Raw genomic sequence first — 16,006 nt, 5'->3', positions numbered from 1 at the left:
CCCCTCACGCCGCCTTCTGCCCGCTCCCCGCATCGAGGCCGGCATAGACCCCGCGCTCGAATCCGGCGAACGCCTCCAGGCACTTTCCGTCCGCGAACGGCAGCAGCTGCATCAGGATCACGCCGGTGACGTCGCGCGAGGGATCGATCCAGTAATAGGTGTTGGCGAGGCCCGCCCAGGCGAGACTGTTCGCGCTGCGGCCCTCGGGCGTCTTGGCGGTGTTGATGAGGAAGCTGAGGCCCCACTTCTTCACCTGGTCCGGATAGAGGTCGACATCGTTGGTGTACATCGGCGCCACCGAGGTCATCTTGGTGACGTTGAGATCGCCGATGTGGTTCTGTCCCATCGTTGCGACGGTGTCGGCCTTCAGCACCTGATTGCCGTTGCCGCGGCCCTTGTTGAGGATCATCTGCGTGAACTTGATGTAGTCGCCCGCGGTCGAATAGAGGCCGCCGCCGCCCATGCAGAATTCCGGGTTCTGCTCGAGCTCGAACGGCATCGCGGAAAGCTGGCCGTCCCCGCCGCGCGCATGCATGCCGACCAGCCGCTTGCGCATGTCGTCGGTGATCTTGAAGCCGGTGTCAGACATTCCGAGTGGAGCAAAGAGATTGTCGCGCAAATAAGCATCGAGCCGCTTGCCGCTGACGGCTTCCACCGCCTTGCCGACGAAATCGATATTGGTGCCGTATTCCCAGCGCGTGCCGGGGTCGGACGCGATCGGCGTCTTCAACGCGGCGTTCTGGCAGGTGATGATCCCGGGCGTTCCGGTCTTCTCGAGATAGGTGCCGATGTTGCCGTTCCACATGTCGTAGCAGAAGCCGGCGGTGTGGGTCATGAGCTGGCGCAGCGTGATCGGCCCCTTCGCCGGCCGCAGCTTCGGCTCGCCCTTGGCATCAAAACCTTCGAGCACCTGCGGCTTGGCGAGATCGGGCAGCACCTCGCCGATCGGCGCATCCAGCGACAGCTTGCCCTGTTCGACCAGCTGCATCGCGCCTGCCGATGTCACCGCCTTCGTCATCGAGGCGATCCAGAACACGCTGTCCAGCGTCATCGCATCGGGCTTGGAGAGGTCGCGCTTGCCGAACGCGCCCTGATACAGCACGTCGTTACCGCTCGCAGCGATCGCGACGACGCCGGGAATCTCCTTGGCATCGCTGGTCTTGCGCAGAATCTCGTCGATCTGGGCCTGGCTTTGCATGCGCGTTTCCTCCGGTTTGATTATTGTTGGAAGTGATTGATTGTCCTCCCAGAGGTCGCGCGCGGCAAGCGCCTCAACCCACGCGGTCGCGATGTCGTGACTTGACGACATGCGCCGCGCGCAGGACGACAAGACGGCTGAACTGCAACACTCCGTCACAATCCGCGGTGGATGACCGCAACGAGCCGTGACCAAGGATGGGGCCTGGCGATATGTTTCGTGTGTTTGGAAGCACTTGAAGCATTTTGTGCGTTGCGACGTTCAGCACCCGGCCCGATCGACGGCCGACGTTAAGACTTGATGCAAATTTGGTGGCCGGCACCCGGCCGCGGGGGACCTCAAATGATTTCGACCTGGAGCGAATGGAAGCGCTATCCCCGTCCCGGACGGGGCGACAACCTCGAGGCGCCGATCTCGCCCGGCATTTATGAAGTCCGTGTTGCCGGCACCGGCGCACTCTATTCCTTCGGCGCAGTCGACAATCTGGCGCAGGCGCTGGCGCTGCTTCCGGTCGGCTCGAAGAGCTGGTTCGGCCGCCGCGACACCTCTGATGTCCCCGATCTCGAATACCGGACCTGCGCGACGTCCTCCAAGGCCGACGCCAAGGCAGCCGCCGAGCGCATGATCGGGCGGCGTGAAACCTATATGAGCGGCGCGGCGTAAGGACGCGCTGCTCCCAGCCTAGCTCCCATCAGATGTGCGTTGCGGGGCGGTGCATTGCGCGCCGCTTGTCCCTATATTCCGGGCCAATCCGATCGCCCTGAGGGAGAACGCCATGACCCCGACCGCCGCCGCCCGCGCCACGCAAGCCACCGCCTCCCTGCGCGACCGATTGAAGGATCCTTCGCTGCTGAAGGAGGCCTGCTATATCGATGGCGCCTGGGTCGGCACGCCGGTCTTTGCAGTGAACAATCCCGCGACCGGCGTCGAGCTCGCAAAGGTCCCGCAGCTTGGCGCGGCCGAGACCACCAAAGCGGTTGAAGCCGCCGAGCGCGCCTTCCCGGCCTGGGCCAAGCACACCGCCAAGCAGCGCTCCAACGTTCTGCGCAAATGGTTCGAGCTGATCACCGCCAACCGCGAGGACCTCGCGCTGATCCTCACCTCCGAGCAGGGCAAGCCGCTCTCCGAGGCGCTCGGCGAGGTCGATATTGGCGCCGCCTATATCGAGTTTTTCGCGGAAGAGGCTAGGCGCGTCTATGGCGAGACCATTCCGAGCCAGCGGCCCGATGCGCGCCTGCTCGCGATCAAGCAGCCGATCGGCGTCTGCGGCGCGATCACGCCGTGGAATTTCCCGAACTCGATGATCACGCGAAAAGTCTCGCCGGCGCTGGCAGCCGGCTGCACCGTGGTGCTGAAGCCCGCCAACGAGACGCCGCTGTCGGCGCTGGCGCTCGCCGTGCTCGCCGAGAAGGCCGGCATCCCCAAGGGCGTGCTCAACATCATCACCGGCGACGCGCCGCCGATCGGCAAGGTGCTGTGCGAGCATCCGGCGGTGCGCTTCGTCGGCTTCACCGGCTCGACCGCCGTGGGCAAGATCCTCTACCAGCAGGCCTCCGTCGGCGTGAAGCGGCTCGGCCTCGAGCTCGGCGGCAACGCGCCCTTCATTGTGTTCGACGACGCCGACATCGATGCCGCGGTCGAAGGCGCCATCGTCTCGAAATATCGCAACATGGGCCAGACCTGCGTCTGTGCCAACCGCCTCTACGCCCAGGACAAGATCTACGACGAGTTCGTGCAAAAACTCTCGAAGAAGGTCGCGGCGATGAAGATCGGCGACGGCACCGAAAGCGGCGTCACGCAGGGGCCGCTGATCAACATGAAGGCGGTCGACAAGGTCGAGCGCCATATCGCCGATGCGGTGAAGCGCGGCGCCAAGGTCGTGACCGGCGGCAAGCGCAGCGAGCTCGGCCGCTCCTTCTTCGAGCCGACCGTGCTCGCCGACGTCAAACCGGACTCGCTGGTGTCGCAGGAGGAAACCTTCGGCCCGCTCGCGCCTGTCATCCGCTTCAAGGACGAGGCCGACGTCATCGCGATGTGCAACGCCTCGCCCTTCGGTCTTGCCTCCTATTTCTACTCCCGCGATCTCGGCCGCGTCTGGCGGGTCGCCGAAGCGCTGGAGTCGGGCATGGTCGGCGTTAACACCGGCCTGATCACCACCGAAGTCGCGCCCTTCGGCGGCGTCAAGGAAAGCGGCCTTGGCCGCGAGGGCTCGCGTCACGGCATGGAAGAATATGTCGAGATCAAATACGTGATGATGGCGGGGGTGTAGGGCCGCCTCATCCCGTCGTCCGGATCTGCCGGGCGACGGGACATCAAGACGTCAATGCGTCTTGAATTGCTCGCCGATGCTTTTCAGGACCTCGCCGACCTTCGCTATCTCCTCGCTGAGGTTCAGCCGGCCTCCGAGCTTCTCGTCGGCCAGTTTCAGCACGGCTTCCGCTTCGTCGCGGCGTCCTTCGAGGAGTGATACCGCGGCGGCTGTTGTCAGCGAACTACGCAGCATGTGGTCGTGCTGCTGCTGAAGAACCGTGTTCTGCAGCGCAAGCGCCACGGCATGCGCCATCGCCTGAAAGGCAATGGCTTCCGGGACATTGGGAGCCATGCCTTTAAGCGACGCATTCAGCTGCTCGACGGCATCTCTGATTTGATCGTTCAATTCGCCGTGCGGTGCGTCGGAGGCTACAGCAGTATCGGTCATCTCAGAGGGTCCTTCGAAAATTCGGGGCGTTCGGCTGTGATCCGCTCCGTCGAGCGGCGACGGTCGTCCTGGAGCACGAACCCGCGGCGAAGCCGAAGCCGTCTACAATTTCGCAGGCGCGGCGGCGCCCAGGAGAACCTGGACGCAGCGCGTGGTCACGGCCTGGGCAAGCGCAAAGTTCTGTTGCTGCGCATTCGTGGCGTTCTGAGCCGCGCTGGCGAGCGCCAGCGCGATGGCCTGGTAGACACTTCCCATAGCCATTGCGGGCGCGTCGCCGAGAACCTGGACGTCCGCCTGGGTGACGGAATCAGTCACTTGATCGTTTACGGATGTTGGAAACGCCATAACATACCTTCCTGTAGCGGATCGTGGATCTTCGCGGCCTTGTTTGGAAGCTGTGACGAATCCAACTATGCCGTCGTGGTTGAGCCCAGCAGCGCTTGCAGGCACTTCGCCGTCACTGCTTCGGCCAGCGCGAAGTTCTGTTGCTGCGCATTGGTGGCGTTGTGGGCCGAATTCGCCAAGGCCTGGGCGACGGCCATATAGACATTCCCCATCGCGGTCGCGGGTGCGTCGGCGAGGACCTGAACGTTGGTTTGCGTGACGGAATCCGTGATCTCTGAATTGACTGCTGTCGGAAATGCCATAACGACTACCTCTGCTTTTGATCGTCGGTTGCGGATGGATCGCGGGAGTCCGCCATGCCCTGCACGGCGTCGGAAACGGCCTGTTCAGCCAATTGCATTGCGCTTAGGACTGCCGTCCAGGACGCGTTGCTCTCTGCAGTTGCGGCCGCCGGCGTGGAAGCTGTCTCTTCCGGATTCGAAATAGGTTGAACGTTCGGCGGAGCGGTTCCGTCATGTGCGGGGTCGACGGGCTCAGCCATAGGGGCTCCGTAAGCCGGAACGAGAGAAGGCCGATCAAGTATCGCGGCCCCACTCGCCTGAGTCAAGCAATCTCCCGTATAGGTTGAATTTGTATCTTGATTGAACTGCCGCTGAGGAGCGTCCGCTCGGGCGCGGTCACGGGATTGTGCGGTATATGCGAAGATGCGCGCCACACTGGTCTCTCAGGAGCAAACTTTCACCCTGCTCGCGCCGGTGATCCGCATCGTCAGGGTGGGCTGATCCACGGACTGTCCACACCGACGACGATGCTCTTCGCCCAATCGATGAAGACCCGCACTTGCGGAGCCAAATGCTCGCGGGCCGGAAACATGATCGATAGCGGGCGGTGGACGGGCCGCAACTTCGGCAGGACCCGCACCAGCGCTCCGCTGTTCAAATGGTCTTTGACGACGCAACCGGGCACCTGGATAAGCCCCATGCCGGCGAGAGCGCACGCAATGAAGGCTTCCGTGTCGTTCACGAGGATTCCGGTTTCAAGGCGCAGTTCGCGCTCGTCAGATCCCCGCGGCAGACGCCAGGGGATGGCGATGTGGCCCCTGCCTGAAAAATAGTTGACCGCAAGATGATCGCTGAGGTCCTCGACACTTTCCGGAGTGCCGTGCCTGTCGAGGTAGGCCGGTGATGCGCAGATCAACATGGCCATCTTGGCGAGCACGCGCCCGACGAGACTGCTGACCGGCAGGTCGCCTATCCTTAAGACACAATCGACACCCTCCGCGATCAGATCGACCGGCTGATCGCTGACGCCGAGAATGAGATCGATGTCCGGGTATTTCGCCTGGAAGTCCGGAAGATTGGGAATGATCAGCGGTTTCGCGATCGCGACCGGGATGTCGACCCGCAGGCGTCCTTTCGGAGCATCGCCCACGCCGCCAAACAGGTTCCGCGCTTGCCCGACCTCGTTCAATATTGCGACCGCGCGATCATAGAACAATCGCCCCTCACTCGTCAGCGAGGTCTGGCGCGTCGTCCGATGCAGCAGCCTTGCGCCGATCGACGCTTCCAATTCGTTCACGGCGTTCGTGACCGTTGGACGGGTCGCGCGCAGGGCCTCGGCCGCCCGCGTGAAACTCCTGTTCTCCGCCACGCTCACGAAGACTCTCAACTGCTGCAGAAAATCCACGCGTCGTCTCCGTCCGGGTCAATCGGGCCCCCCCTTGACTGTTATCATATTGCATAACAATCAAGTTCAAATTTCGTCGCTTCAGACGAACAAAGGATGAGGCTATTTCCAGCTCCTCCGAATGATCCGGAAGGGCAGCAGATGGCTCGAATTGTTCGCTTTCACGACTATGGTGATCCCGACGTTCTCAAGATCGAGGACGTCGATGTCGCGGCTCCCGATGCCGATGAAGTCCAGATCGACGTGCGCGCCATCGGGCTCAATCGCGCCGAGATCATGTTTCGCCGCAACGCCTATGTCCGGCAGGCACAATTGCCCAGCCGATTGGGCTACGAAGCTGCCGGTGTCGTCAAAGCGGTCGGCTCGTCGGTGAGCGATTTCCGTCTGGGCCAATCGGTGAGTGTCATTCCGACGGAAGACATGGGGCGATGGGGCACCTATGGCGAAGTCATCAATATTCCGGCCCGCCATCTGGTGGTGCATCCCGAAAACCTCACCTTCGAGCAAGCCGCTGCGTCGTGGATGAAATATGTCACCGCGTGGGGCGCGCTGATCGAGCAAGCGAATTTAACGGCGGGCGACTATTTGGTCGTCACGGCGGCATCCAGCAGCGTCGGGACTGCGGCATTTCAGATCGCGCGTGCGGTGGGAGCGACGGTCATCGCGACGACGCGGACTTCCGCGAAGAGCAAAGCGTTGTTGGATGCCGGTGCCCATCACGTCGTCGCAACCGCTGAGGAGGATCTCGTCTCGCGGGTGATGGAGATCACGAGCGGCAAGGGAGCGCGCGTCATCTTCGATCCGATCGGCGGCCCCGCCATCGAGCAGTTGGCGAACGCGATGTCTCATAGGGGAATTCTGCTCGAATACGGTGCCTTGAGCCCGGACATTGGCGCGTTCCCCCAATTCGCCGTGCTTGGGAAGAGCCTGACGATCAAGGGATATTTGTACAACGAAGTCGTGGCTGACGACGACGCGTTGGCGCGGGCGAAGCAGTTCATCTCGGAAGGCCTTTCTTCCGGGAAGCTGACGCCGGTGATCTCCCGAAGTTTCAAGTTCGAGCAGATCCAGGAGGCGACGCGCTTCCTGGAGTCGAACGAGCAGATCGGAAAAATCGTCGTCACTGTTTGAGACACACAACGCAGTTAAGGGTGATGGAATGACGAACGCGAATGGCTGGCAGGCCCCCGGCCTGAACCGGCGGAAGATCGGCGACTATGTCGTCACCGTTATCGTCGACGGCATCGTCGGTGTGCCGTTCGACCTCCTGTCCGGAATAGGGCCCGATGAAGCGATGAGCATGACGGTGGCGGCGGGACGTCCTTCGTCATCTGCGATGACCGTCAGCGCCTATCTGGTCGAGGGAAAGGGCCGGACCATACTGGTGGATGGCGGTGGCGGCGGCATCAACGGTTGGGGCGGACGACTGCACGCGTCACTTGCCGCGGCCAACGTGAATCCGCTCGCAATCGACCAGATCCTTCTGACCCACGCCCATCCGGATCACATCGGAGGCCTCGTCGGAGCGTTGCCGTCGGCGCCCCAGTTTCCGAACGCCGAGATCGTGATGCACGACGCCGAATTCGCCTTCTGGACGGATGATGCGAACCTCAATCAGGCCCCGGATCCGGTCAAGCCGTTCTTTCACGCCGCGCGTACCGCATTCGCGGCATATGGCGCCCGGCGCCGGACGGTCAGCGCAGGACAAGTTGCGCCCGGCATCATGATCGAACCTCTGCCCGGCCATACCCCGGGGCACAGCGGCTATCGGATCGATGGCGGCGATGCGTCCCTGCTCATCTGGGGTGACATCGTTCATTATCCTGACATCCAGGTGCAAAGACCCGAGGTGACGATTGCGTTCGACGCGGATCCGCAGGCGGCGGCGGAGACCCGAAAGAAAATGCTGGAAAGAGTCTCCGCGACCGGCGAGCTCGTCGCCGGAATGCACCTGAATTTCCCCGGGTTCGCGCGGCTGTCGAAGAAGGGACAGTCGTTCGAGATCCGCCATGAGCCCTGGTCCGCGGAGCTGATTTGACGCGCTCTCCTTCGTCGTCCTGGCGAAAGCCAGGACCCATTACCCCAGGGAGAAGTTTGGCGAAGATTGGTGGTCCGGTACTCGCACCGCTCGCAATCGATAGATTCCGCGGTATGGGTCCTGGCTTTCGCCAGGACGACACCGAGGTTGTGGCGCGCTAACGGCTTTACCGCCTTAGCTTCGTAGCCCGGATGAGCGTAGCAACATCCGGGACCACTGCTCCCGCATATCGCTGCGCTCATGCGGGCTTCGCGTCCGTTACCGCCGCAGCACCGCGATCATTCGGTTCGCAAATGTCAGCCGCTCCGCCATGACCGACACGAAATAGGTCAGCAGCTTGTTGCTGAGCGCGGGGGCCTCGGTCTTGATCGCGTCGAACTGGTGCGCGTTGAGCACGTAGAGCACGCTGTCGACCTCGGCCTGGATCGTCGCGCTCCGCGGCGCGCGAGACACCAGGCCCATCTCGCCGATCGTGGTGTAGCGGCCGAGGCTGCGCACGCGCGTGGTGCGGCCGTCGTCGGCCGGGACCATGATGCCGACGCGGCCGTCGAGGATGAAGTGCATGGAATCGGCGGGGTCTCCGGCGTTCACGATGACCTCGCCGGCCCCGACCTCGATGCGCTGGCAGCGGCGGATCAGCTCGTCGGCATCGTCCTCGCTGCCGAGGATGCGCGCGAACCAGTCGCGCAGGCTGGCTTCTTCCCGCGCCAGGTCCTGATGCTGCGAGATGATCTCGTTCTCGCACCATTCCAGTGCGTGATCGAGCTCGGGGATGATGGTGACGCCCTCGCCGATGAAGTCGCTGGCGCGCAGCACCTTCTCGGCCGAGGCCGACAGATGCACCAGGATCAGCTCGACGCCGAGATCGGCCGCGCTGCGCTTGATCTGGGCAAAGCTGTAGGCGGCCGATGAATCCACCCCGGTGACGAGCTTGAAGTCGAACAGCAGGTAGCGGCACTCGGGGCGCTCCTGCAGCAACTGCTTGACGTGCTGGTAGAGCCGGTTGGCGGAGCCGAAGAACAGATAGCTCTGCAGGTTCAGGCCCTGGATCTTGCCGCCATGGGCCAGCAGCACATCCTGGTCGTCGCGCGAACGGTCGAGCGAGGAACGGTATTCCGAGCCGTTGAAACTGTACTTGATCGATTCGACCCGTGCGGCGCTGAACGCAAACGTGGCGCAGCCGATGATCACGCCGATCAGGATGCCCGGCACGAAACCCCAGGTCACGATGATCGCGATGATGGCGACCAGCGAGAGATATTCGAGCTTCGAAAGCCGCCGGCGCGATTCGATGATCCATTTGTGCAGCTGGTCGGCGCCGAGATAGAGCAGCAGGCCGCCGAGCACGAATTTCGGGATGAAGCCGAGCAGCTGCGGCGCGATCGCAAGCATCAGCAGCGACAGCGCCGCGACGGTGAGGCCGGACAGACGGCCGCGGCCGCCGCTGCTGAAATTGAGGACGGAGCGGCTGATCGAGACGCAGCCGGCATAGCCGCCGAGCGCGCCTGTCAGCATGTTGGCGGCGCCGGTGACGTTCAGCTCGCGCTCCAGATTGGCCTCGCGATGCACGGCGACTTCGATCCCGGTGGTGTTGAACAGCGTGCTCGACGCGGTGACGAAAATCACGGCGACGAAATTGGCGAGCAGGTCGGGCACGGCGAACCAGGGATAGTGGACGAGGCCTTCGGCGTGCCAGGGCATCATGAAGGCCGCCTGCGGCGGCGGCTGGAACGTCCAGCCCAGAGCGTGGGCCTCGCCAAGCGAGATGCCCGTGACCCAGAATGCCAGATGCCCCGCGAGTACGCCGCCGATCAGGATGATCGGCAGTCCGAACGGGCTACGCGAGCGATGCCAGGTCAGATACAGCACCAGCGCCATGACGCAGGCGGCACCCAGTTCCAGCAATGTCGTGCCGTTGGCGAAGCGCAGCAGCGTGGCGACAGGATGATCGGTGATGACCCGGATCGCACCCATGACGATCAGGAGTCCCGTGGCACCGAGGAAGCCGCCGACCACCGGGTACGGCACGTAGCGGATGGCGCGCCCCATCCGCGTCAGGCCCAGTCCGCACAGCACCACGCCGGTCAGCACCGTCGACAGGCCGATCGTGATCAGGATCGGCGACAACGGCGGAGTCGACGGGTTGGCCGCCTCGATCCGTTCGAGCACCGAGGCCGCCAGAATTCCCGTCACGGCGGCGGTCGAGCTGTCAGGAGCGGCCACCGCGAAGGGCAGGGAGCTGCCGAGCGCGACGACGGCGGCAAGCACCGCGGAGCTGATGAAGGTCGCCGCGATGCCGTAGGACAGGTAGGGCGACAGCGGGCCCGCAAAGATCAGCAATGCGTAGGAGAGCCCGAAGGTGACGGTCAGGACGCTGGCGGCGCTGCCACCCAGAATGTCGTTCAGCGCACGCTTGAGGGCGGGCTTGAACCGCGAGTGCGGACTGAGAGTCATCGCTGGGTCGGTCACGTCCTGGCGCTCGCCCCTGAAAAAATTCTGTTTGAGATGACGACAGGCTTAGCGCAATAGGCTTCTTGTCGCTATGAAATATCCGGCGGTTTTTGCTGCGGTGACGGTGCAGCCTCACGCTCAACCGTCGTCCCGGCGAAGGCCGGGACCCATAACCACAGGGAGGTGTTTGGCGAAGATCAGGAGTTCGGTACTCCTGCCATCCGCACTCGATAGATCTCGCGGTATGGGTCCCGGCCTTCGCCGGGACGACGGATAGGCTTAAACCTTCAACTCCGTCCCCGTCACGCGCCGATACGCTTCCAGATACCGCTTGCTGGTCGCGTCCACCACGCTCGCCGGCAGCGGCGGTGGTGGGGCGTCGCCGTTCCAGCGGCCGGCGCGGCGCTCGATATCGAGATAGTCGCGCAGCGGCTGCTTGTCGAAGCTCGCCTGCGGCTGGCCGGGCTTGTAGGCATCGACCGCCCAGAAGCGCGAACTGTCCGGCGTCATCACCTCGTCGATCAGGATGATGCGGCCGTCCTTGTCGCGGCCGAACTCGAACTTGGTGTCGGCGATGATGATGCCCTGCTCGCGCGCCAGCTCCTCGCCGAGGGTGTAGATCGCGCGCGTCATGCTCTCCAGCGTGTAGGCGACCTCGTCGCCGACCACTTCCCGCATCTTCGCGATCGTGATGTTCTCGTCGTGCCCGCTCTCGGCCTTGGTCGCGGGGCTGAAGATCGCCGGCTCCAGCTTCTCGCTTTCGACGAGGCCCGCTTTCAGCTTTTCGCCCGCGAGCGTGCCTGAGGCCGCATATTCCTTCCAGGCCGAGCCCGAAAGATAGCCGCGGATCACGCATTCGATCGGAAATACGGTGGTGCGCTTGCACAGCATGGCGCGGCCGAGGATCTCGGCGCGGTGCGGCTTCAAGGCCGGCACGGCCGCGATGATCTCGTCGGTATCGGCGCTGATCATGTGATGCGGCACCACGCCTTCGAGCTTGCCAAACCAGAACGCGCTGATTTGCGTCAGCACCGCGCCCTTCATCGGAATGGTCTCGCCCATCACGACGTCGAAGGCGCTGATGCGGTCGGTGGTGAGCAGCAGCAGGCGGTCATCGTCGACGGCGTAGATATCGCGCACCTTGCCGCGCCCGATCTTGGTCAGGGGCAGGTCGCTGGAGAGCATGGCGGTCATCGGCAGATCTTTCGCAAGCAAGGCGTTCGGGCAGGGCGTCCGGCCGCGCCAGATGGCGCGGCCGGAGACCGGATTAGCCTATTCCGGCAGCGGAATGAACTCATGTTCCTGCGGAACCGCGGCGAAGCGGCCGGTTTTCCAGTCCTGCTTGGCCTGCTCGATCCGCTCCTTGCTGGAGGAGACGAAATTCCACCAGATGTGGCGCGGGCCTTCCAATGCATCGCCGCCGAGAAACATCATCCGCGTCGCCTTGAGCGCCTTCACCGTGATGCGGTCGCCGGGCCGGAAGATCAGCAGCCGCGGCCCCTCATAGCGTTCGTTCGCAATCTCGACCTCGCCGTCGACGAGGTAGATCGCGCGCTCCTCATGATCGGGGTCGAGCGGCACGCTCGCGCCTTCGGCGGCCGTGACCTCGGTGTAGAACCAGGGCGACACCATCGACACCGGAGAGGTGATGCCGAAGGTGGAGCCCGCGATCACCCGCGCGGTGAAATCGCGCTCGGAGATCATCGGCAGATCGCCTGCGGCATAATGCTGGAACGAGGGCGCGATTTCCTCGGATCCGGCCGGCAGCGCGATCCAGCTTTGCAGTCCCAGCATCTTCTGGCCCGAGGCGCGCTGCGCATCCGGCGTGCGCTCGGAATGCGCGATGCCGCGCCCGGCCGTCATCAGGTTCATCGCGCCGGGCGCGATCTCCTGGACATTGCCCTCGCTGTCGCGATGCATAATCGCGCCGTCGAACAGATAGGTGACGGTGGCGAGCCCGATATGCGGATGCGGCCGCACGTCCATGCCCTTGCCGGAGACGAACTGCACCGGCCCGAAATGGTCGAAGAAGATGAAAGGTCCGACCATCTGCCGTTTGCCATGCGGCAGCGCGCGCCGCACCGCAAAGCCGTCGCCGAGGTCGCGCGTGCGCGGCACGATGACGAGATCGAGCGCGTCGCAGGATTTGGGATCGCCGAGCACGGGATCGTTGTCGGGCATCCAGCTCATGGGTGGGCTCCTTTTTGGCTTTCTTGGCCGCGATGGTAGCAGGAATTGGCGTCGCCGTCGCGGCAAAGCCGGGACCCGACGTCACAGGTGCGATAGCGCTGTATTCCGCGGTCGTGCTCCACGACGAGCGGCCGTAGGGTGGGCAAAGGCGCATTAGCGCCGTGCCCACCATCTTTCTCCGATCGAGAAGAAGCCGTGGGCACGCTCCGCTTTGCCCACCCTACGGTCCGTGAAACCGGGCGATGACAGTTGGCGTGAGGATGGACCTTGAAAAAATGAGTCCCACAAACGATGTTCGGCTGATTTCAACCGCGACCAATCGCATCGCCCGATGACACTTGCTGCAACCGAGCTTGCCTTTCGCGCCGCGTCCGTGGCGCTGCTGCTCGTGCTGGCGGCATCATTGCTTTCCGATTTCCGCAACGTGCTCACAGCTCGTCTCGGCGCGGCCTTTGCCATCGGTTCGGCCGCGCATGCGGCGAGCTATTCGCTGGATGTCACGTCAGCGATCCCGCTCCTGCATGCACCGCTGATCGCGTTGTCGACCGGCGACACCGTTGTGTTCTGGCTGTTCACACGCTCCCTGTTCGACGACGAGTTTCGCCTCCGCTGGTGGCACGGATGCGTCTGGGCGCTGGTGACGGCTTTCAGCTTCGCGGGCTGCGTCTGGATTGCACCCAGCGGCCATGTGCGGTTCTCGGTGACGGTGGTCAATCTGATCGTGCTCGGTTTCATCGCGCTTGCGGTCGGGCAGATGATCGCCTCCTGGCCGGTCGACCTGGTCGAGCGTCGCCGCCGCGTTCGCGTCTTCATCGTCTGCGCAACCGCGCTCTATGGCGGGCTGAACGCGGTGCTCCAGATCGCCGTCGCCGGCCGCCACGTCGGCGATGTCGCCGAAACCATCAATGCCGGCGTGCTCGCCTGCATCGTCGCGGCGATCGTCTATGCCATGATGCGCGTTGATGGGGCGGATCTGTTTCCGGCCGCGGCGGAACCCGCACCGCCTGTTATTTTCAGTCAGCCTGTAGCCGAGGACGCCGCCGACCAAAAACTCATCGACGCCCTGATGCGCCTGATGGCGGACGAGCGGATCTATCGTCAGGAGAACATCACCATCGGTGTCCTCGCGGGCCGGCTGAAGATTCCCGAATACCGGTTGCGCCGGCTCATCAACCAGCGGCTCGGCTACCGCAACTTCAATGTGTTCCTGAACAACCACCGGATCGAGGAGGCCAAGGCCGCGCTCGCCGATCCCGCCCAGGCCGAGGTCCCCGTCATCACCATCGCCATGGACGCCGGCTTCCAGTCGCTCGGCCCGTTCAACCGGGCGTTCAAGGCGGTCACAGGCGTGACGCCGACGGAATACCGGCGGCTGAAGGTGAACGCGGCGTGACCTTTCTTCACCTCTCCCCGCTTGCGGGGAGAGGTCGGATTGCATCGAAGATGCAATCCGGGTGAGGGGGTACAGGTCTCACTGTGACCTCATCCGGGGAGAGAGGCCCCTCACCCCAACCCTCTCCCCGTAAGAACGGGGCGAGGGGCGCACCACCGCTGCGGCGGCACGATACCTCTAAGAAGCTGGAATGGCTTCATAATTCCAAAATCGACTAGCCCACGCCCAATTCCAGCCAGCCCATTTTCCAAATCCGGCGAGCGCTCCTCCGCCCGCTCCCGCTTCCTCCCGGCGCACGTCCCCAAGCCGGAGAAAGCCCGTGACCCGCCGCCGCAAGATCATCCTCCTCACTACAAGCATCGCCGCCGCCGGCCTCGCGCTCGGCGCCGCCCGGGCCCGCGACGTCCCGAAGATCGCGACCGGCTTCGTCGCCGATATCCTGTGCTCCGAGACGTTCGTCTCCGGCCTCGATCCCAGGCGCAACTTCACCGAGACCACCGACGCCATGCCCGGCACTGGCCTGATCACCTGGGCGATGGACTATCAGGTCGATCGCGTGCGCAAGGACGTCACGGTGACGCTGTTCGGCATTGGCCGCAGCTACGCGGTCTATCGCGAGGGCCTCGGCTGCACGCTCGCGCACGGCGCCGGCGTTGCCGCCGTCGAGCCGCCGGCAGACGACAGGCAGCAGGCGCTGTTGCCCGAGATCGCAGGCCCCTCGATCGTGCCGCCGCAGAGCCCCGAGCTGGTCGCTGCGCTCGACCGTGCCTTCACCGAGCCCGCGCAGCCACCCTATCGCCGCACCCGCGCGGTCGTCGTGATGAAAGCCGGCCGCGTTATCGCCGAGCGCTACGCCGATGGCATCGGACCTGAGACGCCGCTGCTCGGCTTCTCCATGACGAAATCGGTGGTCTCCACCCTGATCGGCGTGCTGGTGCGCCAGGGCAAGCTAAAGCTCGACGGCCCCGCGCCGGTCGCGGCCTGGAAAGATCCCGATGATCCGCGCCATGCCATCACCGTCGATCAGTTGCTGCGCCACACCGCCGGCCTTGCGCTCGGCAGCTCCTTGCAGGCTTCGCTCGGCTCCGCCTTCGAGCCGGTCAACCGGATGAAGTTCATGGAGGCCGACATGGCCGCCTATGCCGAAAGTATTCCGATCGAGACCGCCCCCGGCACGGCGTGGAATTACCACGACGGCAATAGCCTCATTCTGTCGCATCTGATCCGCGTTGCTGCCGGCAGCACTCCCGAAGCCGCGCTGCACTTCGCGCGCCGCGAATTGTTCGCCCCGCTCGGCATGCGCCATGTGGTGCTTCAGCTCGATGGCTCGGGTACGATCGAAGGGTCGAGCGAGATGCTCGCATCCGCGCGCGACTGGGCGCGCTTCGGCCAGCTCTATCTCAATGACGGCGTCGCCGGCGGCAGGCGCATCCTCCCCGAGGGCTGGGTGAACTACACGGCCACGCCGACGCCGAACGCGTGGGTCGGCATCGGCGCCGGCTTCTGGACCAACCAGGGCGATAGCTTTGGCGCAAAATTTCGCATCGAGCACGGCTGGCCGCGCGATGCCTTCTTCGCCAAGGGCACGATCGGGCAGTACACCATCGTGATCCCGTCGGAGAAGCTGGTGATCGTGCGGCTGGGACGCTCGCCGAACGCGCCGCCGCAAGCCGACGGCGTGTTCGATCTCGTGCGCGACGTGGTGGCGGCGACGCGCGAGAGGGGAAAGCTGGCGGGGGCGGATTGAGAGGGCGCAGCGTAGCGCTTTCTTCCTTCTCCCCTTGTGGGAGAAGGTGGCGCGAAGCGCCGGATGAGGGGTATCTATCCACACGACGGCTGAGAGAGGTCCTCGCGGAGAGAGACCCCTCACCCGTCTCGCCGCTACGCGGCGTTCCACCCTCTCCCACAAGGGGCCTGTTGCGTAATCCGTCAGTTGTGATTCCCTAGGGCAGAGCCTTGGAGGGTAGCGATGGCGGTTAAGCGGACAGGACAGCCGAGCTTTGTGGA

14 protein-coding genes are annotated in these 16,006 nt (G+C 64.1%); 6 read left to right on the top strand and 8 right to left on the bottom strand.

Annotated elements, in window-relative coordinates; all coding sequences use genetic code 11:
* Positions 1-4: 4 nt before the first annotated feature.
* On the bottom strand, positions 5-1,198 hold the full coding sequence (locus tag JQ635_RS18240; protein WP_211411221.1) for a serine hydrolase domain-containing protein: 1,194 nt from the start codon (positions 1,196-1,198) through the stop codon (positions 5-7).
* A 342-nt stretch (positions 1,199-1,540) separates the two neighbouring features.
* Here JQ635_RS18240 and JQ635_RS18235 point away from each other — a divergent pair, with 342 nt between their 5' ends.
* Complete coding sequence (locus tag JQ635_RS18235; RefSeq protein WP_157337101.1) at positions 1,541-1,861, top strand: hypothetical protein; 321 nt, start codon at positions 1,541-1,543, stop codon at positions 1,859-1,861.
* A gap of 112 nt (positions 1,862-1,973) precedes the next feature.
* On the top strand, positions 1,974-3,467 hold the full coding sequence (locus JQ635_RS18230) for an NAD-dependent succinate-semialdehyde dehydrogenase (RefSeq protein ID WP_211411220.1): 1,494 nt from the start codon (positions 1,974-1,976) through the stop codon (positions 3,465-3,467).
* 51 nt (positions 3,468-3,518) lie between these two features.
* On the opposite strand, the gene JQ635_RS18225 is transcribed toward JQ635_RS18230, so the two are convergent.
* The 4 genes from JQ635_RS18225 to JQ635_RS18210 all read right to left on the bottom strand — a co-directional run bounded on the left by JQ635_RS18225 (position 3,519) and on the right by JQ635_RS18210 (position 5,927).
* The gene (locus tag JQ635_RS18225) at positions 3,519-3,896 is read right to left on the bottom strand and encodes a RebB family R body protein (RefSeq protein WP_211411219.1); all 378 of its coding nucleotides are present in this window, start codon (positions 3,894-3,896) and stop codon (positions 3,519-3,521) included.
* A gap of 102 nt (positions 3,897-3,998) precedes the next feature.
* On the bottom strand, positions 3,999-4,211 hold the full coding sequence (locus tag JQ635_RS39220; RefSeq protein WP_211411218.1) for a RebB family R body protein: 213 nt from the start codon (positions 4,209-4,211) through the stop codon (positions 3,999-4,001).
* Positions 4,212-4,306: 95 nt separating this feature from the next.
* A complete protein-coding gene (locus tag JQ635_RS18215; protein ID WP_211411217.1) occupies positions 4,307-4,543 on the bottom strand; it encodes a RebB family R body protein in 237 nt (78 codons plus the stop codon).
* 466 nt (positions 4,544-5,009) lie between these two features.
* Complete coding sequence (locus tag JQ635_RS18210; protein ID WP_211411216.1) at positions 5,010-5,927, bottom strand: LysR family transcriptional regulator; 918 nt, start codon at positions 5,925-5,927, stop codon at positions 5,010-5,012.
* A 141-nt stretch (positions 5,928-6,068) separates the two neighbouring features.
* Between JQ635_RS18210 and JQ635_RS18205 the strand changes: the two genes are divergently transcribed.
* Positions 6,069-7,058: a zinc-dependent alcohol dehydrogenase family protein gene (locus JQ635_RS18205; RefSeq protein WP_211411420.1), complete on the top strand. Its 990-nt coding sequence runs from the start codon at positions 6,069-6,071 to the stop codon at positions 7,056-7,058.
* A gap of 28 nt (positions 7,059-7,086) precedes the next feature.
* Positions 7,087-7,965, top strand: coding sequence for an MBL fold metallo-hydrolase (locus JQ635_RS18200; protein WP_211411215.1), 879 nt, complete (start codon positions 7,087-7,089; stop codon positions 7,963-7,965).
* Positions 7,966-8,223: 258 nt separating this feature from the next.
* On the opposite strand, the gene JQ635_RS18195 is transcribed toward JQ635_RS18200, so the two are convergent.
* The 3 genes from JQ635_RS18195 to JQ635_RS18185 all read right to left on the bottom strand — a co-directional run bounded on the left by JQ635_RS18195 (position 8,224) and on the right by JQ635_RS18185 (position 12,606).
* On the bottom strand, positions 8,224-10,434 hold the full coding sequence (locus tag JQ635_RS18195; protein ID WP_211411214.1) for a SulP family inorganic anion transporter: 2,211 nt from the start codon (positions 10,432-10,434) through the stop codon (positions 8,224-8,226).
* A 261-nt stretch (positions 10,435-10,695) separates the two neighbouring features.
* Complete coding sequence (locus tag JQ635_RS18190; RefSeq protein WP_211411213.1) at positions 10,696-11,610, bottom strand: phosphoribosylaminoimidazolesuccinocarboxamide synthase; 915 nt, start codon at positions 11,608-11,610, stop codon at positions 10,696-10,698.
* A 78-nt stretch (positions 11,611-11,688) separates the two neighbouring features.
* Positions 11,689-12,606, bottom strand: coding sequence for a pirin family protein (locus JQ635_RS18185; RefSeq protein ID WP_211411212.1), 918 nt, complete (start codon positions 12,604-12,606; stop codon positions 11,689-11,691).
* Between the two features lie 331 nt (positions 12,607-12,937).
* Between JQ635_RS18185 and JQ635_RS18180 the strand changes: the two genes are divergently transcribed.
* On the top strand, positions 12,938-13,999 hold the full coding sequence (locus JQ635_RS18180; protein WP_211411211.1) for an AraC family transcriptional regulator: 1,062 nt from the start codon (positions 12,938-12,940) through the stop codon (positions 13,997-13,999).
* Between the two features lie 319 nt (positions 14,000-14,318).
* Complete coding sequence (locus JQ635_RS18175; RefSeq protein WP_211411210.1) at positions 14,319-15,746, top strand: serine hydrolase domain-containing protein; 1,428 nt, start codon at positions 14,319-14,321, stop codon at positions 15,744-15,746.
* Positions 15,747-16,006 lie beyond the last annotated feature (260 nt).

The organism is Bradyrhizobium iriomotense, assembly GCF_018130765.1.
GTDB lineage: Bacteria > Pseudomonadota > Alphaproteobacteria > Rhizobiales > Xanthobacteraceae > Bradyrhizobium > Bradyrhizobium iriomotense_A.
Note: the sequence above shows the minus strand (reverse complement) of the source record. Positions and strands in the feature narration are given on the sequence as shown.

Excerpts from the sequence above, each read along its gene's own strand:
- JQ635_RS18235 (WP_157337101.1), top strand. The coding sequence starts at position 1,541 with ATGATTTCGACCTGGAGCGAATGGAAGCGCTATCCCCGTCCCGGACGG.
- JQ635_RS18240 (WP_211411221.1), bottom strand. The coding sequence starts at position 1,198 with ATGCAAAGCCAGGCCCAGATCGACGAGATTCTGCGCAAGACCAGCGAT.
- JQ635_RS18205 (WP_211411420.1), top strand. The coding sequence starts at position 6,069 with ATGGCTCGAATTGTTCGCTTTCACGACTATGGTGATCCCGACGTTCTC.
- JQ635_RS18190 (WP_211411213.1), bottom strand. The coding sequence starts at position 11,610 with ATGACCGCCATGCTCTCCAGCGACCTGCCCCTGACCAAGATCGGGCGC.
- JQ635_RS18180 (WP_211411211.1), top strand. The coding sequence starts at position 12,938 with ATGACACTTGCTGCAACCGAGCTTGCCTTTCGCGCCGCGTCCGTGGCG.
- JQ635_RS18225 (WP_211411219.1), bottom strand. The coding sequence starts at position 3,896 with ATGACCGATACTGCTGTAGCCTCCGACGCACCGCACGGCGAATTGAAC.
- JQ635_RS18185 (WP_211411212.1), bottom strand. The coding sequence starts at position 12,606 with ATGAGCTGGATGCCCGACAACGATCCCGTGCTCGGCGATCCCAAATCC.
- JQ635_RS18215 (WP_211411217.1), bottom strand. The coding sequence starts at position 4,543 with ATGGCATTTCCGACAGCAGTCAATTCAGAGATCACGGATTCCGTCACG.
- JQ635_RS18200 (WP_211411215.1), top strand. The coding sequence starts at position 7,087 with ATGACGAACGCGAATGGCTGGCAGGCCCCCGGCCTGAACCGGCGGAAG.
- JQ635_RS18230 (WP_211411220.1), top strand. The coding sequence starts at position 1,974 with ATGACCCCGACCGCCGCCGCCCGCGCCACGCAAGCCACCGCCTCCCTG.